The sequence below is a fragment of the Streptomyces sp. BPTC-684 genome, from assembly GCF_030028635.1.
Lineage (GTDB): Bacteria > Actinomycetota > Actinomycetes > Streptomycetales > Streptomycetaceae > Streptomyces > Streptomyces noboritoensis.
Genome location: NZ_CP124863.1, coordinates 6,843,215 through 6,866,088 on the forward strand (window position 1 = coordinate 6,843,215; position 22,874 = coordinate 6,866,088).

At 74.1% G+C, this 22,874-nt stretch carries 2 protein-coding genes (1 of these 2 cut by a window edge); both read left to right on the forward strand.

Annotation, left to right across the window (positions count from 1 at the left end):
• Positions 1 to 13,842, forward strand: a complete 13,842-nt coding sequence (locus tag QIY60_RS30700; RefSeq protein ID WP_283145434.1) for an SDR family NAD(P)-dependent oxidoreductase — start codon at positions 1 to 3, stop codon at positions 13,840 to 13,842.
• A protein-coding gene (locus QIY60_RS30705) for a non-ribosomal peptide synthetase (RefSeq protein WP_283145435.1) crosses the window boundary here: on the forward strand, positions 13,839 to 22,874 show its beginning. The gene runs 12,636 nt beyond the window's last position; 9,036 of the gene's 21,672 nt are visible here — the first part of the coding sequence; it begins with the start codon at positions 13,839 to 13,841; the stop codon falls past the right edge of the window. Before QIY60_RS30700 ends, QIY60_RS30705 begins: the two co-directional genes overlap by 4 nt.

Sequence of the window (22,874 nt, forward strand, 5' to 3'; positions counted from 1 at the left end):
ATGGAGCTGGAGGAGATGTGCTGGGCCGAGGAATTGCGGGTCTCCGCACGGGTGATCCGGCGGCGTCTGACGACCAATCCGCAGAGCCAATTCGTCATCGAGGACGAGGACGCGGTCTGGGGCGTCATCTATTCCCAGCGCATCGCCGACGCCAATGCCCTGCGCACCGTACGCTTCGACACGGCCGACCGGCTGCACCGGGCCGACGGGGCCGTCGCCCACGTGCTGTCCCTCAACATCGATCCGCGGAAGCAGAGCTTCGGGTATGGTGATGCCCTGCTCGAACACCTGCTGGAGTGGAGCGGCCAGGTAGCGGGCGTGGCCACGGCCGTCGGCGTCACCCGCTGCAAGGACTTCAAGCGGCACCCCGGGATCGAGCTCGCGGACTACATCCAGGCAAAGAACTCGCAAGATCGTTGCCTGGATACCGTTTTGCGCATGCACCAGCTGCACGGTGCTGAGATACGTTCCCTCGTGCCGGGCTATCGGCCGGGCGATCTGGTCAACGGCGGAAACGGTGTTCTCGTCGAATACGATCTGGCCACCCGGCTCGATCGTGCGAAGCGGCTGGAACGAGATGCGATCGTTGAATCGCAGACGAATTCCCCGGCCGCGGTGCCCGCGACCGCTGAATTGACCGCCGAAATCCTGGCGTTCCTCGAAGGGCTTCTCAGCGGTACTTCCGACGCCGAAGGCGCGCAACTCTCCCTGGACAGCCCGCTGTTCGAGCTCGGCCTCGACTCGGCCAGTCTCCTGGACCTCCAGGACAAAATAGAGGGCCGCTACGGCATCGCGCTCGAACCCCTCTTCTTCTTCGAGTACAACACCGGCGCCAAAATCATTTCCTTCCTCGACGGCGTGCGCGGCGACGAGCCGGAGCCGGTGGAATCCGCCGAGGTCCAGGAGTCGGTGCCGACGGCCCGCGAGGCCGCCGACGGCGACATCGCGATCATCGGCATGGCCTGCCGGCTGCCCGGCGCCGTCGACGACTACAGCGCGCTGTGGGAGCTCCTCGCGGACGGGCGCTCGGCCGTCGGCACCCTCCCGGACGGCCGCTGGCAGTGGCCCGACGGCATCGGCCCCGACACCCACCCCGGCATCGACCGCGGCGGCTTCGTCCAGGACGCGGCATGCTTCGAGCCCGGGCTCTTCCGCATCTCGCCCAACGAGGCCCGGCGCATGGACCCCCAGCAGCGCTGGATGCTGGAGCTCGGCTGGGCCTGTCTGGAGGACGCCGGATACTCGGCGGGCGCCGTCTCCGGCACCCCGATGGGCGTGTTCATCGGCGCCAGCGGCTCCGACTACCAGCGCGTCATGGACACCCGCGGGTTGCCGGTGCGCGCCCACAGCGGCCTGACCACGTCCATGGCCATCATCGCCAACCGCGTGTCGTACTTCTTCGACCTGCGCGGCCCCAGCGTCCAGGTGGACACCGCCTGCTCCAGCTCGCTGGTCGCCGTGCACTCGGCGGTACGGGCGCTGCGCGCGGGCGACTGCGAGACCGCGCTGGTCGGCGGTGTCAACGTGCTGTGCCACCCGGCCAACAGCGTCGCCTACCACCAGGCGGGCATGCTGTCCCCGGACGGCCTGTGCAAGACGTTCGACGCGTCCGCGAACGGCTATGTGCGCTCCGAGGGCGGCGCCGTTGTCCTGCTCAAACCGCTGGCGAAGGCGCTCGCGGACGGCGACCACGTGCACGCCGTCATCAAGGGCACCGCCACCAACCACGGCGGCCAGTCGGGCGGTCTGACCGTGCCCAGCGCCGCGATGCAGGCCGGGCTGATCACCGCCGCGCTGGCCGACGCCGGCGTGGAGCCCTCGGGCGTCAGTTATGTGGAGGTGCACGGCACCGGGACCGCGCTCGGCGACCCCATCGAAGTCCAGGGCCTGACCCGGGCGTTCGCCGGGAGCGACACCCCGTGCGGCCTCGGCTCGGTGAAGACCAACCTCGGCCACCTCGAAGCGGCCGCGGGCATCACCGGCCTGCTCAAGATCGTCCTGTCGATGCGGCACGGCGCCCTGCCCGCCTCGCTCCACTACACCGAGCTCAACCCGCAGATCAGCCTGGCCGGTTCACCGTTCTCGGTGGTCGACCGGCTCACCGCATGGTCGCCGCGGGGCGGCCGGGCGCGGCTCGCTGGAGTCAGCAGCTTCGGCTCGGGCGGCAGCAACGCGCATGTGATCGTGGCCGAGTACGTCGAGGACGGCGCCAGCAGGTCCGACCTGCCCGCCGCTCCCTCCCTCGTCGTCCTGTCGGCCGAGAGCGAGCCGCAGCTCGTACGGCAGGCGGAGCTCCTTCTCGACCACGTCCGCCGGGAGCGGCCGGACGCGGCCGGGCTCGCCGATCTGGCGTACACCTCGCAGACCGGCCGCGCGGCCCTGACCGAGCGCCTCGCGCTGGTGGCGGCGGACACGGACGCTCTCACGGCTCTGCTGCAACGTTTCCTCGCAGGTGACGGCGGAGCGGACATCCACCGGGGGAGTGCCAAGCGGCGCGCCGAAGCCCCCGCGGCCGGGCGCGAGCACGGCCCGCTGGCCGCCGCCTGGGTGCGCGGCGCGGACGTCGACTGGGAGCGGTTGTACGAGGAAGGGCCGCGGCCCCGGCGCGTACCGCTGCCCACGCACGTCTTCGCCAAGAAGCGGTACTGGCTCGACGACGAGCCGGAAACCGGGACGGCCCCCGCGGCCGAACCGCCGCCGCGGGCCCACCCGTTGCTCGGGGCCCCGGTGTCCGACGACCCCTCCCGGTACCGTGCCACCCTCTCCGGCCGGGACTTCTACCTGCGGGATCACCGGGTGCGCGGCGAGAAGGTACTGCCCGCCGTCGCGTATCTGGAGATGGCCCGCGAGGCGCTGGTCCGTGCCACCGCGGCCGACCCGGACGCCCCGGTGCGGCTCGCCCATGTGGTGTGGCAGCGGCCGTTCGTCGTCGCCGACGAGCCCCGCACCGCGTACACCGCCCTGACGGACGACGGCGAGGGCCGCTTCACGTACGAGATCGGCACCGGGGGGCGCGACGGCGTCGTGCACTCGCGCGGCACCGGTTCGCGCGGAGGCGCCCGGGAGCCCGGCGCGCTCGACCTGGCCTCGCTGAAGACCCGGATGGGCACGGCCGAGCTGGGTCGCGAGGAGTGCTACGCCGCCCTGCGCGGCGCCGGGCTCGACTACGGCGACGCACACCGCTCCCTGCGCGAAGTCCGCCTGGGCGACGGCGAGATGCTGGCCGCGCTCGCCCTGCCGGACGCGCCGGCCGAAGACCGGCACGGCTTCGTGCTCCACCCCAGCATCCTCGACGGCGCCCTCCAGGCCGTCTACGCCCCGCAGATCCACGACGCCCGCACGGGCGCGGCCTGGAGCGCGGCGCTGCCGTTCGCCCTCGACGCGCTGGAGGTGCACGGTCCGACCCCGGTGACCGCGTACGCCTGGATCCGTGCGGCCTCCGGCGGCACCGCCGGGGTGCGGCGGTGGGACCTGGACCTGTGCGACGAGCACGGCAGGATCTTCGCGACCCTGCGCGGCTACTCCACGCGCGAGAGCGCCGCCGCCCAGGCCGATGCCCCGGTGACCCTGTTCCGGCCCGTCTGGCACGACCGGCCCGCCCCCGCGAGCGCCGAGCCCGCCGCTTTCACCGCCCAGGTTGTGCTGGCCTGCGGATTCGGCGAGCGGCTCGCGGAGCTGCGCCGACTGGCGCCGCAGATCACGTTCCTGGACCCGCCGGAGACGGCCGGGAGCGACGGCGCCCCGGCGGCCGTCACCGCCCACGCCGTCGAGCTGCTGCACGCCGTCAAGGGCATCCTCCTCGGCAGGCCGACCGCGCCCGTACTGGTGCAGGCGCTGGTGCCCGCCGACGGCGAGCCGTACGCGTACGAAGCTCTGTCCGGTCTGCTGAAGAGCGCGCACCTGGAGAACCCGGTGCTCCTCGGGCAGGTCGTCGCCGTTCCCGCCGACGCCCCGGCCGACGAGCTTGCAGCGGCTCTCGCCGAGGGCGCGCGCGCCCCGCGGGACCAGCAGGTCCGCCACGAAGGCACGCGGCGCCGCGTCCTCGGCTGGGAGCCGGTGGGCGAACTCCCGGACGCCGGGCCGGCGGTATGGCGCGAGGGCGGTGTCTACCTCATCACCGGGGGCGCGGGCGGCCTCGGTCTGATCCTCGCCGAGGAGATCGCCCGCCGGGCGAGCGGCGCGGTGCTGTGCCTCACCGGCCGCGCCGAGCCGGACGCGGAGCGGCGGGCCGGGCTCGACGCGCTGCGGCGGACCGGCGCGAGCGTCGAGTACCACGTCCTCGACGCGGCGGACGCGGACGGCACCGCCGCACTCGTCGCCGACCTCGTGAGCCGCCACGGGGCCGTGCACGGAGTGGTGCACGGCGCGGGCGTGCTGCACGACAACTTCCTGCTGAAGAAGTCCGCGGCGGAGTTCGCCCGGGTGCTGCGCCCCAAGCTCGCCGGGGCGGTCGCCCTCGACGAGGCGACCAAGGACGAGGACCTAGATTTCTTCGTCCTCCTCTCCTCCATCATGGGCGCGACCGGCAACGTCGGCCAGGCCGACTACGCCGTGGCCAACGCCTTCCTCGACCGCTTCGCCCGCCACCGCGACGCCCTGGTGCGCGCGGGCGAGCGCGCCGGGCGCAGCGTCGCCATCGGCTGGCCGCTCTGGGAGAGCGGCGGCATGGGCGTCGACGCGGCCACGCGCGACGCGCTGCGGACGCGCGCCGGGATGGTCCCCATGGCGACGTCGGCGGGCATCGAGGCCTTCCACCGCGCGCTCGCGGCCGGCGAGCCGCAGATCGTGGTGGGCGCGGGCGAACGGGCCCGGCTGCGGGCGTACTTGGAGACGGGTTCCGCGGCCCCGCAGCCCATGGACGCCGTCGCCGAGTCACGCGCTGTCGACGACCGTACGCTCACCGCGCGGACCGTCCGCTTCCTGAAGGAGGCGCTCGGCCGGCTCACCGGGCTGGCCGTGGGGGAGATCGAGGAGGACGAACTCCTCGGCGCGTACGGGATGGACTCCATCCTGGCGACCGAGCTGACGGCGGGCCTTGAGGCCACGTTCGGCCCGCTCTCCAAGACGCTCCTGTTCGAATACCACACGCTCGCCGAGCTGTGCGGATACTTCGTCGCGCGGCACCGGGCGGTGCTGGAGGCGCTGTTCGCCGACGCGGCTGCTCCGGTCGATGCGGCCGACGCCGTCGCGCCGGCCGGCGCCGTGGCCGCCGACGTGCCGCCCGCGCCCCGCGCGGAGGTGACCGAGCCCGCCGCGCCCCGCTCCTGCGCGCTCGACATCGCCGTGATCGGCCTCTCCGGCCGCTACCCCGAGGCGCGTGACCTCGCCGAGTACTGGACCAACCTGCGCGACGGGCGCGACTGCGTCGTGGAGGTGCCGCAGGACCGCTGGGACTGGCGCGACCACTACAGCGAGGACCGGACCGCACCCGGCCGCCACTACAGCAAGTGGGGCGGCTTCATCGCCGAGGTCGACCGCTTCGACCCGCTCTTCTTCAACATCTCCCCGCACGAGGCCGACTACCTCGACCCGCAGGAACGGCTGTTCCTGGAGCACGCCTGGACGGCGCTCGAAGACGCGGGCCACACCCGCGAGCAGCTGCGCCGTCTCGGCGGCCGGGTCGGTGTGTACGCGGGCGTGATGTGGGGGCAGTACCAGCTGCTCTTCCCGGGCGGGGCTGCCCCGCGCGGCAACCCCAACGCGCTGGGCAGCAGCTACGCGAGCGTCGCCAACCGCGTCTCGTTCGTGATGAACCTGCACGGCCCGAGCATGACCGTGGACACCATGTGCTCCAGCTCGCTGACCGCGATCGAGCTGGCCTGCCGGGACCTGCGCCAGGGCCGGACCAAGCTGGCGTTCGCGGGCGGCGTCAACGTCACCGTCCACCCCAACAAGTATCTGAGCCTGAGCGCGGGCCAGTTCATCTCCAGCAAGGGCCACTGCGAGAGCTTCGGCGTCGGCGGCGACGGCTACATCCCCGGCGAGGGCGTCGGAGTCGTGCTCCTGAAGCCGCTGCGCGACGCCGAGCGCGACGGCGACCACATCTACGGCGTCATCAAGGGCAGCGGCGTCTCGCACGGCGGCCGCACCAACGGCTACACCGTGCCCAACCCCCGGGCGCAGGAAGCCGCGATCCGCGAGGCGCTCGACGAGGCCGGGGTCGACGCCCGCGCCATCAGCTACGTCGAGGCCCACGGCACCGGCACCAAGCTCGGCGACCCCATCGAGATCACCGGTCTCAGCCAGGCGTTCGGCGCGGCGACCGGGTCCGCCGACACCCAGTACTGCCACCTCGGCTCGGCCAAGTCGAACATCGGCCACTGCGAGAGCGCCGCCGGGATCGCCGGGCTCACCAAGGTGCTGCTGCAACTGCGGCACGGCCAGATCGCGCCCTCCCTGCACTCGCGCACCCTCAACCCCGACATCGACTTCAGCGGTACGCCGTTCGTCGTCAACCAGGAACTGCGCGCGTGGGAGCGCCCGGTCGTCGACGGCGAGGTCCGTCCCCGGCTCGCCGGGATCTCCTCGTTCGGCGCGGGCGGCTCCAACGCCCACCTGCTGGTGGAGGAGTACGTGGACAGCCGCCCCGGCACCGCCGCCGCCGGGCAGCCGCTGCTGTTCCCGCTGTCGGCCAAGGACGAGGAGCGGCTGCGTGCCTACGCGGCCCGGCTGCTGCGCTTCGTACGGGAGTCGGCGGACGGCCCCGACGCGGTGGCGCCCGCCGATCTGGCGTACACGCTGCAGACCGGCCGCGAGGCGATGGACGCCCGGCTCGCCGTCGTCGCCGACTCGTTCGCCTCGCTCGCCGACCGCCTCGAGCGGTACCTGGCGGCCGAGGGCGATGTCGCGGGCCTGGTCCACGGCAGTGTGAAGGCCGGACGCGAAGCCCTGTCGCTGATCCCGGCCGAGGAGCTCGCGCGGACCACCGACCGGCTCGCCGAGCGCGGAGATCTTCCCCGGATCGCGGAACTCTGGGTACGGGGTGCTTCGTTGGACTGGCAGAAGCTGCACAGCGGCGCGGACGCGCCGCGCAGGGTGAGCGCGCCGACGTACCCGTTCGCCCGGGACCGCCACTGGGTGCCGGAGCCGGCCGCGAGCACGGCCGACGGTGTCGGCCGGGGTCTGACCGCCTCCCCGCGCGCCGACGTGCGCTTCCTCGCCAAGCGGTGGCTCCCGGCCCCGCTCGACGGGGTCGCCCCGCGCCGGGTGAGCGCCCTCGTCCTGCACGACGCCGCCACCGCCCCGCTCGCCTCGGCGCTGGCCGGGCTGTGCGACGAGGTGACGCTGGTGGAGTCGGGCCCCGGCGCCGAGCAGCGGCTCGCCGGGCGGATCGAGCGGGCCACCGCCTTCGTCGATCTCACCGGCATCACCGAGCGGGAGCCGTCGGGCCGGTCCCTGGCGCTGCTCCAGAGCGTCCTGGCGGCGAAGTCGTCGCGGGACATCGATCTGCTGTACGTGACCCAGGGCCTCGAATCGTTCGGGCGCACCCGGACCCGGGAGGACCTGGCGGGAGCGGCGCGGGTCGGGCTGTACCGGATGCTCCAGAGCGAGTACGGCGGCCTCGCCTCCCGCCACCTCGACCTCGACCCGGCGACCCGGGGAGCCGCCGAGCTCGCCGCCGTCGTCCGGCGCGAACTCGACGGACCCGGCGCCGAGTCGGAGATCTGCCACCGCGACGGCGTCCGGCACGCGCCCGCCCTCGACGACCTCGCCCCGCGTGAGACGACCGGGCGGGCGGACCTCGCCGAGGACGAGGTGCTGCTGGTGACCGGCGGCACCCGGGGCCTCGGCCTGCTCTGCGCCCGGCATCTCGTGGAGCGGCGCGGAGTGCGCCGAGTGGTGCTGACCGGCAAGGACCCGCTGCCCCCGCGCCATCTGTGGAGCGACCCCGAGGCCTGCGCCCCGGCGGTCCGCGCGAAGATCCGTGCCGTGCTCGACCTGGAGGCCCGGGGCGTTCAGGTGCGCGTCCTGGCGCTGCCGCTCGACCGCGCCGACGAGGTCGCGGCGGGCATCGAGGCGATCGAGGCGACGATGGGCCGGATCGCCGGTGTCATCCACGCGGCCGGTCTTGTCGACACCGAGAACCCGGCGTTCGTCCGCAAGCCCGTCGAGGGCATCGCGCGCGTGGTCTCGCCGAAGATCGAGGGCACCCGCAACCTGCTGGCGGCCCTGGACGCCACGGCGCTCCGGTTCGTGGTGCTCTTCTCCTCGGTCTCCGCCGCCGTCCCGGCGCTCGGCGCGGGCCAGAGCGACTACGCCATGGGCAACGCGTTCCTGGACTACTTCGCCCAGGCGCACGCCCACGCCCTGCCGGTCACCAGCGTCCAGTGGCCCAGCTGGCGCGAGTCCGGCTTCGGCGAGGTCAAGAACCAGGCGTACACCGACACCGGACTGCTCAGCATCACCGACCGCGAGGGGCTCGACCTCCTCGACCAGGTCCTCACCTCGCGCTACGCCCCCGTGGTCATGCCGGTGCACATCGACCCCGCGCGCTTCGACGCGGCGGCGCTGCTGCGGCCGAAGCGGCGCACGGCGGCGCAGACGACCCCGGCGGCCGACGCCGTGGCGCCCGCCTCCGTGCCCGCGTCCGTACCCGCGTCCGCCCTCGGCGGCGACGCCGGTCCGCGTCTGACGGCGTTCCTGAGCGAGACCTTCGAGGCCGAACTCAAGCTGAAGCCCGGTGTGCTGGACCAGCGCACCTCGTACGCGGACTACGGCGCGGACTCCATCCTGCTCGCCCAGATACTCCAGCGGATCAAGCAGCGCCTCGGCGTGCCGCTCGAACCGTCCACGCTCCTGGAGCACCCCACCCTGCACGAGCTGACGGGGTGGCTGCTCAGTGCGCACGCGGCCGAGGTCGCGGCCGAGTTCGCCCCCGCGCGGCCCGCGCCGCTCCCGCAGGAGACGCCCGCGCCGGCCCCGGCCGTCGCCGCACCCGCCCCGGCCGTCACCGTCCCCGTGGTGGCCGAGGCCGTGATCACGGCACCGGCCGCGCCCGCCCCTCCCACCGCCGGCCCCGTCGCCGTCATCGGCATGGCCTGCCGGCTGCCCGGCGCGCCCGACCTCGACGCGTACTGGGACCTGCTCTCGCAGGGCCGCTCCGCCATCCGTACGGTCCCCGAGGACCGCTGGGGGCGGGCGACCGACTTCACCGCCGGACTCGTCGACGACGTCCACGGGTTCGACGCCGGGTACTTCATGCTGCACGCCGAGGACGTCCGGGCGATGGACCCGCAGGCGCTGGTGCTCCTCGAGGAGAGCCTCAAGGCGGTCCACCACGCGGGCTACCGCTTCGGCGAGCTCGACGGCAGCAACACCGGTGTGTACGTCGGCGCCCGTGGCCGGGGCCGGGCCGACAGCGGCCTGGTGGCCGGGGCGCGCAACCCGATCATGACGGTCGGGCAGAACTACCTGGCCGCGAACATCTCCCAGTTCTTCAACTGGCGGGGCCCGGCCATGGTCCTGGACACGGCCTGCTCCTCCTCGCTGGTGGCGATGAAGCTCGCCACCGACGCGCTGGCGGCCGGGTCGGTGGACCTCGCGGTGGTGGCGGGCGTCAGCCTGCTCACGGACTCCGAGGACCACGAACTCTTCCGCCGCCGGGGCCTGTTGCAGGAACGGGGCGAGTTCCACGTCTTCGACCGCCGCGCCGCCGGAGTCGTCCTCGGCGAGGGCTGCGGTGTCGTCGTACTGAAGCCGCTGGAGCAGGCGGAGCGGGACGGCGACACGGTGTACGCCGTGGTCGACGGCATCGCCATCAACAACGACGGCCGTACAGCCGGGCCCGCCACCCCCAACCTCCAGGCCCAGAAGCAGGTCATGCGCGACGCGCTGCGGCAGGCGGGCCGCGCGCCGCGGGACGTGCGCTACCTGGAGGTCAACGGCTCGGGCTCGCAGCTGACCGACCTCCTCGAACTGAAGGCCGTCCAGGCGGTCTACCGCGACGGCGAGCCGACCGCCGCGCCGCTGCACCTTGGCTCCATGAAGCCCAACATCGGGCATCCGCTCTGCGCGGAGGGCATCGCCGCCTTCATCAAGGTCGCGCTGATGGTCCACCACCAGCGGATGGTGCCGTTCCGATCGGGCCAGGAGCCCATGGAGCACTTCTCCCTCGACGCGGCCGACCTCGCTTTCCCCCGGCAGGCGGCGGACGCGGCCCTGCCGTACGCGGCGCTGAGCAGCTTCGCCGACGGCGGCACCAACGGACACGTCGTCCTCAGGCACCGCCCCGCGCCCGCCGGCCCGGCCACGCGCGGTCCGGTCGCACCGCCGGAACTGACCCGGACCGACGTGCGTACGGGTGCGCGGGTCACGCAGGCCGGATCCGCCGGGACCCAGGTGTGGACCCGGCGCATCACGGCCGGTGACCCGGTCATGGACCACCACCGCGTCTACGGCCGCCGTCTGCTGCCGGGCCTGGCCTGGATCGACCTGCTGTACCGGTGCTTCGCCGAGTCGGGCTTCGCGTACGACACGCTGGAGCTGCGCGACCTGTCGATCCACCGCCCGCTGGGCGTGGACGCCGACAGCGCCCTCGACATACGTGTCGAGGCCGTCGAGCACTCCCCGAACGGCTGGCGCATCGAGGTCACCGGAGCCGACGCGGAGCGGTACGTCACCGCCGAGATGCACCGCCTGACCAGCCCGGTCTCCTTCGCCGAGCGCGTTCCCGCCGACGCTGAGCCCGGGGCGCGGGTGACCGATCTCGACGAGGTGTACGGCGCCTACCGGACCCGGGAAGTGGCCCACTCCGGACCCATGAAGGCCGACGGCACGGTGTCCGCCGGCGCCGAGGACGTCTGGGTGCGGCTCGGCGTGGCCGGGGGCGCGGGCGGGGAGCTCTTCCACCCCACGCTCATCGACGGCAGCGCCGTCGGCGCGAGCGGCGCCCTGGCGTACGCGGAGGGCGGCGACCCCAAGCTGTTCCTGCCGCTGCACTACGGCTCGTTCCGCGCGTCCGCCGCCTTCGGCGACGCCTGCCGCACCCGCGTGCGGCGCTCCTCGGTCCGCCAGAGCGAGGAACTGCTCGGCTTCACCATGGAGTTCTTCGACGCGGAGGGCCGCAAGACCGGCGAACTGGCCGACTTCAGCAGCAAGCTGGTGCGGCACGCGGGCCTGATCGACCCGGCCCGCCGCGCGGATGCACCGGTCGCCCCCGCGGCACCGCTCACGGCTGCCGTGGCGCCGTCGGCCTCCGCCGATGCCGTCGGCGCGGTGGTCGCCTCCGTCATCGCCGAGCAGCTGGGCGTACCCGCCGGTGAGGTCTCCACGACCGCCGGCTACTACGAAATGGGCCTGGACTCGGCCAAGTTGCTCCAGGCCGCCGGCCGCCTTGAGCAGGCCCTGGGCACGCGCCTGTCGCCGACGCTGCTCTTCGAGCACGCGACGGTCGGGGCGCTGGCGGACCACCTGAGCGCGGCCGGAACGACCGTCGCCGAGCGGCCCGTACAGGTTCCGGTTCCGCCGGAGCGCCGGATCACCCAGCGGCCGCAGGCTCCGCGGGTCGAGCGGCCCCGACTGCCCGACAGCCAGGACATCGCGGTCGTCGGCATCGCCGGGCGCTACCCGAAGGCCGCCGACGTCGCCGAGTTCTGGGAGAACCTCAAGGCGGGCCGGGACTGCGTCGGCGAGGTGCCCGCGAGCCGGTGGCCGCAGGACGCGCACGCGGGCCTGTCCCGCTGGGGCGGGTTCGTCGACGACGTCGACTCCTTCGACGCCGCCTTCTTCGGCATCCCGGCGGACGAGGCCGCCCAACTCGACCCGCAGGAACGGCTGTTCCTGGAGGTGTGCTGGGAGGCCGTCGAGGACGCCGGGTACACCCCGGACGCCCTGGCCGCCGCCCGGGACGGGGGACGACGGCGTGCGGTGGGCGTGTACGTCGGCGTCATGCACCGGGACTACGCCCTGCTCCAGGAGGAGGCCGTACGCCAGGGGCAGCGCGTTCCGCAGGCCCTGAACGCGGCCACCATCGCCCACCGCGTCTCGCACTTCTGCGACTTCCACGGCCCGTCCCTGGCCGTCGACACGGTCTGCGCGTCCTCGCTCAACGCCGTGCACCTCGCGGTGGAGGCGCTGCGCCGGGGGGAGTGCGACGCCGCGCTCGCCGGCGGGGTCAACCTCTCCCTGCACCCCGCCAAGTACCGCACGTACGGCCTGCTCGGTCTGCTCGCCCAGGAGGCGCCCGCGCGGTCGTTCGGGGCCGGGGGAGACGGCTATGTGTCGGCCGAGGGCGTGGGCGCGGTGCTGCTCAAGCCGCTGAGCCGGGCCGTCGAGGACGGCGACGCGGTGTACGCGGTGATCAAGGGCAGCGCGGTCGGCCACTCCGGCCGCACCCCCGGCTTCCGGGTGCCGTCGGCCGCCGCGCAGCAGGCCGTCGTCGCCGACTGCCTGGACCGGGCCGGGGTCGACCCCGCCTCGCTCGGATACGTGGAGGCGCACGGCACCGGCACCGAGATCGGCGACCTGATGGAGGTGGAGGCCCTGGAGCGGGCCTTCCGGGCGCGCACCGACCGTACGGGCTTCTGCGCGCTCGGCTCGGTCAAGTCCGCGATCGGGCACGCCGAGTCGGCGGCCGGGATCAGCGCGCTGACCAAGGCCGTGCTCCAGCTCCACCACCGCACGCTCACCCCGCTGGTACCGGCGGAGCACGCCAACCCGTACCTGGACCTGGCCGACTCGCCGTTCCGGCTCCAGACGGAGCTGGCGGCGTGGGCGAGCGAGGACGGCGCGCCGCGCCGGGCCGGGGTCAGCGCGTTCGGCGCGACCGGTGCCAACGCGCACGTCGTCCTGGAGGAGGCGCCCGCGCCGCGGGCGGCGCGGCCGTCGGACGTCCCCGGCGGGGTGCTGGTCCCGCTGTCCGCCAAGGACGAGGACCGGCTGCGCGCGTACGCGCACAAGCTGCTGCGCTTCCTGGACGCGCACGACGATCTCGATCTGTCCGCCCTCGCCCACACCCTCCAGACCGGCCGGGTCGCCCTGGAGGAGCGGCTGGTGCTGCGCGCCCGCAGCCTCGACGAGGTGAAGGACGGCCTCGGCCGCTTCCTCACCGGTGACGGCGCCGCCTCCGCAGACCTCTGGCGGGGCCGCGTCGAGGCACGCCCGTCCGGCGCACGGCTGCTGGACGAGGACGAGGTGCGCGAGCAGCTGGTCGGCCGGTGGGCCGCGCAGGGCAACTGGCGCAAGATCGCCGAGCTGTGGCTGGAGGGGTACGCGGTCGACTGGAGCGCGCTCCACGAGGTCCCGCCGCACCGCCTCCACCTGCCCACGTACCCGTTCGCCAAGGCCCGGCACTGGGTGTCGGCGGCGGCGGACGCCCGGCCCGCACCGGCTCCGGAGCAGGCGGCCCCCGTACGGCCCGAACCGGAGCCGCGGCTTCGGCCCGCCGCCCCGCACTGGCGCTTCCTCGCCGACGGCGAGCCGGTGCCGCACCGCGCCGACACCACCGACGTCGCCGAAGAGCGGGCGCTCGGGTTCCTGCGCGGGCTGCTCGCCGACCAGTTGGGCCACGACGCCCAGCAGATCGCACCGCGGGCCGGGTTCCTGGAGCTGGGCCTGAACTCGCTGGGGATCGTCCGGATGACCCGCGAGCTGGGCGCGACCGTCGCCCCGGGCTTCGTGCCCAGCGCGCTCTTCGAGTACGCCACGGTCGGCGAGCTGGCCGCGCACCTGGTGGACGCGTACCCCGAAGGGGTCGCCCGTCTGGTCCCCGTGGGCCGCACGCGCCCCGCCCCGCAAACCGCCCCGCAGTCCGAGGTCCTGGAGGTGCTGGAGCGCCTCGGTGACGGCGACCTGGACCTCGACGACGCCATCGCGCTCCTCGACGGAGAGAGAACTCAGAAGTGAAGCACGAGCTCAGCGCCCTCATCGCCGGCTACAGGGCGGGCAAGGTCACCGACAGCGAGGTCGGGGACCTGCTGCGGCGGCTCAGGGCGGGTGCACGGACGTACGAGCTCTCCGAGGGCCAGCGCGGTCTCTGGGCGCTCCAGAAGGCGTATCCGCTGATGGCCGCCTACAACGTCCCGCTCTGCTTCCGGGTTTCCGGGCTCGACGAGGCGGTGTTCGAGCGGGCCTGCCGTGCGGTGGTCCGGCGGCATCCGGTGCTGAGCACGGTCCTGGGCCGCGACGGCGACCGGCCAGTGCAGTCGGTCGACCCGGGCCGTGAGCTCGACTACGCGCGCGTGGATCTGCGCGCGCTGCCGGAGGCCGGGGCGCTGGCGGCCGTGGAGGCCGAGCACAAGCGGCCGTTCGCCATGGAGGGGGAGCCGCTGCTGCGGATCCGGGTCTTCGCCCGCCCGGCGGACAGCTCGATCGTGCTCGTCAGCGTCCACCACATCGTCTTCGACGGCAGCTCGGCCCGACTCCTTGCGCAGGCGCTGTTCGACACGTACGAGACGCTGCTGGCCGGGGGCGAGCCGGACGCGGCCCGCGCGGGCGCGGACTTCGAGGCGTTCGTGCGCGAGGAGCGCGCGACGCTGCCGGGCCGGCGCGCGGAGCTGCTCGGCTACTGGCGACAGAAGCTGGCGGGCCCGTCCGCCGCGCTGAGCCTGCCCACCGACCGACCGTACGCCGAGGTCGTCGACCGGTTCGCCGGGGACACCCGCTTCAGCGAGCTGTCGGGCGAACTCGCCCGCGCCGTCGAGGAGACGGCCGCCTCCCGGCGCGCCTTCGCCTCCACGGTCATGCTCGCCGCGTACGCCGTGACGCTCGCCGGTTACTCCGACGAGCGCGAGGTCGTCGTCGGGATGCCGGTGAACGAGCGGGGCGGCGACGAGCTCGCCGACGCCATGGGGCTCATGATCAACATGATGCCCGTCCGGGTGGACCTCGCCGGGGGCACCACCTTCGGGCAGCTGGTGGCCCAGGTGCAGCGCGAGGTCGTCGACGGGATGCTGCACAGCTACCCGTTCGCCGCGCTCGCCCGCGAGCTGGGCCGGGCCGCGCCGTCCGGCCGCTCGCCGGTCTTCCAGACCGCGTTCGTCTTCCAGGACGTGCTCGACGGCATCGCGGACCCGGACCGCCCCTACGAGCTGGTCGAGGAGCTGCACCAGGAGGGCGAGTACGAGCTGTCCGTCGAGGTGTGGGGCAAGGGCGACGGGTACGCGCTGCACTGGAAGTACCACCCCGAGCTGTTCGGCGCCGACTTCGTGGCGGGCCTGGGCGAGCGCTACCGGCGCGTCCTCGAAGCCGTCACCGCCGACCCGGAGGTCCGCCTTAACGACCTGCGCGCGCTCTTCGCGGCCGACGCCGATCCCACGGCGGCCGACGACCCCTGCGTGCACGACCTGTTCGACGCGGCAGCGGCCCGCACTCCGTACGCGGTCGCGGTGACCGGTGCGGACGAGATCCTCACGTACGACGAACTGCGCCGCCGCAGCGACGCGCTGGCGGCCCATCTGGTGACGCGGGGCGTGCGCCCGAACGACCTGGTGACGGTCTTCCTCGACCGTTCGGCCGCGATGGTCGTGGCGCTGCTCGGCATCCTCAAGGCGGGCGCCGCCTACGTTCCGCTGGACCCGGAGCTCCCCGCCGCGCGGCTGTCCGACATCGTGGGGGACAGCGGCACCTCGCTGATCGTCACCCAGGCCCGGCTGAAGGCGCGGGCGCAGGCTCTGCTCGACGCGCGGCCGGCCGAGGCGCGGGCGGCCGCGCCGGGCGACCTGGTGGTCCTCGACGAGCAGCGGGACGACCTCGCGGCCGCCGCGGCCCGGGGCGAGCGGCCCGGGGTGACGGTGACCGAGTCGGACCTCGCGTACGTCATCTACACCTCCGGCAGCACCGGCAAGCCCAAGGGCGTGATGATCCCGCACCGGGGCTTCACCAACCTGCTGCGCTCGATGGCCGTCGAGCCCGGACTCGGCCGCACCGACACGCTGTTCGCGGTCACCACCGTCAGCTTCGACATGGCGCAGGTCGAGCTGTTCCTGCCGCTGGTCACGGGCGGGCGCTGCTATGTGTGCGACAGCGCGACGATCAAGGACGTGGACCGGCTGAAGGAGCGCATCGGCAAGGTGCGCCCCACGGTCATGCAGGCCACCCCGGCGACCTGGAGCATGCTCTTCCACTCGGGCTGGCGCAACACCGAGGGCGTGCGGATCTTCACCGGCGGCGAGGCCCTGTCCCGTACGCTCAAGGACCACTTCCTGAGCACCGGCACCGAGGCCTGGAACCTGTACGGGCCGACCGAGACCACCGTCTACTCGACCGGCACCCTGGTGCGCGCCGACGCGCCCATCACCATCGGCAGGCCGATCGCCAACACCGAAGTCCTCATCCTGGACGAGCGGTTGCGGCCGGTGGCCGAGGGCGAGCCGGGCGAGCTGTGCATCGCCGGGACCGGGCTCGCCGAGGGGTACGTCAACCGCCCCGAGCTCACGGCCGAGAAGTTCGTGCCCCACCCCCTGGTCGCGGGCGCGCGGCTCTACCGCACCGGGGACCTGGCGCGCTGGAACGAGGACGGCGAGATCGACTACCTCGGGCGGCTCGACTTCCAGGTCAAGATCCGGGGCAACCGGGTCGAACTGGGCGACATCGAATACCACTTGGGCGCTCACTCGGCCGTCGCCGAGTGCGTCGTGGTGGCGCGCGGCGAGGACGCGGCCAAGCAGCTCGTCGCCTACTACCGGCCGGGCCCGGGGCGCGCGGCGGACGCGGCCGACTTCAAGGAGCACCTGTGCGAGAGGCTGCCGTCGTACATGGTCCCGGACTTCTACGTGCCGATCGACGACATCCCGCTGACCGGCAGCGGCAAGGTGGACCGCAACGCGCTGACGCGGCGCGAGATCTCCCTCGCGCCCGCCCCGGCCGCGCCCGCCCAGGCTCTCCCGGCGCCCGTGCCGCTCGCGGACATCGAGGAGCGGGTCCTGGCCTGCTGGCAGGACGTCCTCCAGGTCCGCGACATCGGCCCCACCGCCTCCTTCTTCGAGGTGGGCGGCAACTCGCTGGCGGCCGTGGTGCTCGCCGAGCGCATCGCCGACCGCCTCGGCGTGCCGTTCGCGGCGGCCGACCTGTTCAAGTACGCCAGCGCGCGCAGCATCGCCGAGTACGTGCGCGAGCACACCGCACCGGCCGTGGTCCCGGCCGCGCGGGCCGAGGAGGAGACCGTTGCGGCCGCCCCGGAGGCCGCCGCGGACCTGCCCGACGACGCCGTGGCGATCGTCGGCATCGCCTGCCGCTTCGGGGACGCCGACGACCACTGGCGGTTCTGGGAGGACCTGCGGCGCGGCGACGGCACCACCCGGTTCTGGACCGAGGAGGAGCTGCGCGGAGCCGGGGTGCCCGAGCGGGTGCTGCGCGAGCCCGGCTATGTGCCGCTGCGCTCCGCCCTCGCGGACAAGGACGTCTTCGACGGCGAGTTCTTCCGGCTCTCCCCGAACCACGTCGCCCTGATGGACCCGCAGTTCCGCCAGCTGCTCCTGCACGCCTGGAAGGCCGTCGAGGACGCGGGCTACGACCACCGCGACATCCCGGACACCGGCGTCTACGTCACCAGCGGCAACCACTTCTACGGAGCGCCCGCCCCGGACGCGGCGCCCGTGATCGAGGATCCGCAGCAGTACCTGTCGTGGGTGATGTGCCAGAGCGGCACGGTCGCCTCGATGATCTCGTACCAGCTCGGCTTCGGCGGCCCCAGCCTCGCCGTCCACTCCAACTGCTCGTCCTCGCTGAGCGCCCTCTCGCTCGCGGCCCGCGCGGTGCAGAGCGGCGAGACCGACTTCGCCCTGGTCGCGGCGGCCTCGGCGGCCAGTACGGACGGACGCGGCTACGTCCACAAGCCCGGCCTCAACTTCTCCGGCGACGGCCGCGTCAAGGCGTTCGACGCCGACGCCGACGGCATGGTCGGCGGCGAGGGCGTCGCCGCGCTGCTGATCCGCCGTGCCAAGGACGCCGTCGCGGACGGCGACCACATCTACGGCCTGCTGCGCGGTGTGGCGACCAACAGCGACGGCGCCCAGGCCACCGGTTTCTACAGCCCCAGCGTCGACGGCCAGAGCCGGGTGATCCGCCGGGCCCTGGAGCGCACCGGCGTCGACGCCCGCTCCATCGGATACGTGGAGGCGCACGGCACCGGCACCAAGCTCGGCGACCCCGTGGAGCTGGCCGCGCTGACCGAGGCGTACCGCGAGGCCACCGACGAGACCGGTTACTGCGGCATCGGCTCGGTGAAGTCCAACCTCGGCCACCTCGACTCGGCCGCCGGGCTCGCAGGGACCGTCAAGGTGCTGCTCGGCCTCTACCACGGTGAGATCCCCCCGACCCTCAACTACACCAGCCCCAACCCCCAGTTGAAGCTGGAGCGGTCGCCGTTCCACGTCGTCGACCGGCTGCGGGAGTGGCCGCGGGGCGAGGGCCCGCGCCGGGCGGCGCAGAGCTCCATCGGCCTGGGCGGCAGCAACGCGCACGCGATCTTCGAGGAGTACGCGGCCGCCGCGCCCGCCGCCGACGACCGCTCTCCGCAGCTGGTCCCGCTGTCGGCGCGCACCCGGGACAACCTGGCGGCCTACGCGCGCGAGCTGCGGGCGGCCCTGGAGAGCCCGAGGCCCACGCTGCGCCTGCGCGATGTGGCGTTCACGCTCCAGGTGGGCCGGGTGGCGATGGCTCACCGGGTGGCGTTCGTCGTCCGTGACCTGGGTGAACTCGCCGACGAGCTCGCGCTGTTCCTCGACGGCCGGGACTCGGACCGCCGCTTCACGGGCGAGGTGCCCCGGGGCGGCGCCGCCGACGGCTCCGCCGCCAAGGTCGCCCGCTGGCTGGAGAAGGGCGAGGAGAAGGGCAAGCTGAAGAAGCTCGCCCAGGCGTGGGTGCGGGGCGCCGACGTCGAGTGGCGGCGGCTGGCCAGGACCGCGGCGGGCCGCCGGACCAGCCTGCCCGCCTACCCGTTCAGCCGGGTCGTCCACCCGTGGCCGGCCCGCGCCGTCGAGGCGTCCGGGCCCGCTCAGGCGCACCCCCTGCTCCACGAGAACGTGTCCGGGCTCGGCGCGGTCCGCTACCGCACCCGGTTCACCGGCGAGGAGTTCGTCCTCCGCGACCACGTGGTCGACGGGAAGCGGCTGCTCCCGGCCGTGGCGAGCCTGGAGATGGCGTACACGGCCGTGCGCCGTGCGCTGCCCGCCGCCGGACCGCGGGTCACGCTGAGGAACGTCAGCTGGGTACGGCCCGTGGCAGTCGGCGGCGAGGGCCGCACGGTCGAGTTCACCCTGACCGAGGACGTGGCGCCGGGCTCGGCCCGCTTCGAGCTGACCGGCTCGGCCCAGGACGGCGGACAGGTCCACGTCCAGGGACGCGCGACGGCCGCGCCCGCCGGCGAGCGGCCCACGGTCGGGCTCGACCGGCTGCGCGCCGCCCTGCGGCTGCGCCCGCTGTCGGGCGACGAGTGCTACGACTGCATCGCCCGCGCCGGAGTCGCCTACGGCCCCGGCTTCCGGCTGGTGCGCACCCTGTACCGGGGCGCCCCCGACGGGCGGCGCGGGGTGCTGGCCGAACTGCGGCTGCCGGGCGTCTCGCGCGGCTCCCTGGAGTCGTACGCGCTGCACCCGGGCTTCCTGGACGCGGCGATCCACGCCTCGCTCGGCCTCGACCCCCGGTTCGACACGGAGGCGGGCGCGGCGTCGCCGCCCCGGGAGGCGTCGGCCACACCGGTGCCGTTCGCGCTCGACCGGCTCGACGTCTTCGCGGAGTGCGAGGAGGAGATGTACGCCTGGGTGCGCCCGGCGCCCGGGGAGCGGGCCGAGGGCGCGGGCCAGGTGCTCGACATCGACCTCACCGACGCCGGCGGGCGGGTCTGCGCCGCGCTGCGGGGCCTCGCCTACCGGGCGCTCGACGGGAAGACGGACGGCGGCCGGGCCTCGGCCCTGCGCACCCTCTTGCCTGTGTGGGAGCCCAAGCACGCCGAACTCCCTTCCGCCGCTGGTGAGATGACGGGATCGCCCGGTGAGGTGTTCGTCTTCGACGCCGATCGGCGACTGCGCGACGAACTCGGGGCGCTGGCGCCCGGACACCGGCTGGTGGAGCTGCCCGCGGGTGCCTCGGTGGCGGAGATCGCCGAGCGGATCCGCAGCACCGGGCGGACGCCCGCGCACCTCGTCTGGGTGGCGCCGCACGACGGGCCCGACCCCGTCGCGGGCCAGGAGCGGGGCGCCGTCGAGGTGTACCGCCTGGTGCGGGCGCTGCTCTCGCTCGGCCTCGGCACCAAGTCGCTGACCTGGACCGCGCTCACCTTCGCCACCCAGCGCGCGCAGGCCGGCGACCTGGTCGCGGCGACCCACGCCGGTGTGCACGGGCTCCTTGGCAGCGCCGCCAAGGAGCACACCCGCTGGACGGTCCGCCTCCTCGACCTGCCCGCCGCGGCGCCCGGCGACGCGCTGCGCACGGCCGGACTCGCCCTGCCCACCGTCCCGGCCGGAACCACGCTCGCCCTGCGCGAGGGCCGCTGGCTCGCCCAGGAGCTGCGGCCCGTCGCCCCGCTCGCCCCCGCCACCGCGCCCTACCGGGACGGCGGCCGCTATGTCGTCGTGGGCGGCGCGGGCGGCATCGGCGAGCTGTGGAGCCGCCACATGGTCGAGCACCACCGCGCGGCCATCGTCTGGATCGGCCGCCGCCCCCTCGAAGGCGCCGTCGCGGCCTCCCTCGCCGACCTGGCGGCCCGGGCGCGGGCCGTCGGCGCCGGGGAGCCCCTCTACGTACAGGCGGACGCGAGCGACGAGGCGGCGCTGGCCGCCGCGTACCGGCGCATCAAGGAGCGCCACGACCGGATCGACGGCGTGGTCCACTCCGCGATCGTGCTGGCGGACAAGACGCTGGCCCACATGGACGAGGACCGGTTCCGCGCGGCGCTGACCGCCAAGGTCGACGTGGGCGTCCACCTCGCCCGCGTGTTCGGCGCCGAGCCGCTGGACTTCGTCCTCTTCTTCTCCTCGGTGGAGAGCTTCGTACGGGACGCGGGCCAGGCCAACTACGCGGCCGGGTGCACCTTCAAGGACGCGCTGGCCCTGGACCTCGCGGACCGGTGGCCCACCGCGCCGGGCGCCGCCCGTCCCGTGGTGAAGTCCGTCAACTGGGGCTACTGGGGTGTGGCGGGCGTCGTCAGCGACGACTTCTACCGCGCACGCATGGCGGCGGCGGGCATCGACTCCCTCGACCCCGAGGAAGCCCTGCGCACCCTCGCGGACTTCCTCGGCGGCGAGCACGGCCAGATCGCGCTGATGCGCACCTTCGACGAGGCGGCGCTGCGCGGGCTCGTGCCCGACGAGCGCCTGGGCGCGTCCGCCGATGTGCCCGAGGCCGGGCCGGACCGGCTGCCCTCCGTGCTCGACGCGGTCGTGGCGGCGCACCGCGCACCGCACGGCGAGGTCGAGCGGCTCGGCCGCTTCCTGCCGCACCCGCGCCTGTGCGAGCTGGCCGAGCGGCTGCTCTTCACCACGCTGCGCGACCTCGGCCTGGACCGCCTGGAAGGACGGATCCCCGCCAAGTACGGCCGCTGGCTGGCGGAGAGCGACCGCGTGCTGACCGCCGCCGGGCTCATCGAGGTGCGCGGCGGACGGCGCGCCCTGCCCGCCGCGCGGGACCTGGACCCCGCCGAGCTGTGGCGCCAGTGGTACGCGGAGCGCGCCGACTGGCAGCCCAACGCCAACCAGCGCGCCCAGGTCGACCTCGTCGAGTCCTGTCTGCTCGCCCTGCGCGAGGTCCTGGCCGGGGAGCGCCCCGCCACCGAGATCCTCTTCCCGGGCTCCTCGATGTCCCGCGTGGAGGGCATCTACCGGGGCGACCCGATCGCCGACTACTTCAACGACCGGCTGAGCGAGCTGGTCGTGGACGCGGTGCGCCGCTGGCGCCGTGCCCACCCGGGCCGCCGCCCGCGCGTCCTGGAGGTCGGGGCCGGAACCGGCGCGACCAGCGCCAAGGTGCTGGCGGCGCTGGAGCCGCTGGGCGACGCGATCGAGGAGTACTGCTACACCGACCTCTCCAAGGCGTTCCTGTTCCGCGCCGAGGAGCAACTGCTGCCGCGCCACCCGTATCTGACGACCCGTATCTTCAATGCGGAGAAGTCGCCCGGGGAGCAGGGCATCGAGCCCGGCGGGTTCGACGTCGTGGTGGCCACCAACGTGCTGCACGCCACCGCGGACATCGCGCTGACCCTGCGCAACGTGAAGGCGGCCATGCGGCCGGGCGGGCTGCTCTTCATGAACGAGATGAGCCGCAACACGCTCCTGGCGCATCTGACGTTCGGCCTGGTCGACGGCTGGTGGCTGTACCGGGACGAGGACCTGCGCATCCCGGGCAGCCCCGTGCTCACGCCCGAGAGCTGGGTGGACGTACTGCGGGCCGAGGGCTTCGACAAGGTGGGGCAGCCGGACGCCGGGGCGCATGTCCTCGGCCAGCAGCTGACCGTCGCCGAGAACGGTGGCGGTGCGGTGGTCCGTACGGACGAGTCGCGCGCCGACGCCCTCCCGGCGGTCACCACCGCCGTCCCGGACACCGGCCTGCGGGCGCGCACCCTCGCCTACTTCGAACAACTCCTGCGCGACGCCCTGCGCCTGACGGACGATCAACTCGACCCGGGCCGGAACCTGCACGACTACGGTCTCGACTCCATCCTGGTCTCCGGCATGAACAACGCCGTCGCACGGGACTTCGAAGACGTTCCCAGCACGCTCTTCTTCGAGCTGCGGACCCTCGACGAGCTGACCGACCACTTCCTGGACACCCGCCGCCCGGAGCTGCTCAGCCTCTTCGGAGCTCGCGCGGCGCAGGCCGAGCCCCCGTCCACCGGCCTCGCGGAGCGCGCCGTCGCGTACGTCACCGCGCTGGTCGCCGACACGCTCCGGATGGCGCCCGGGGACCTCGCCCCCGACGCCGACCTCTTCGACCTCGGGCTCGAC

What these genes read in the sequence shown, in the direction of transcription:
- QIY60_RS30700 (WP_283145434.1), top strand. Translation starts at nt 1, where the DNA reads ATGGAGCTGGAGGAGATGTGCTGGGCCGAGGAATTGCGGGTCTCCGCA.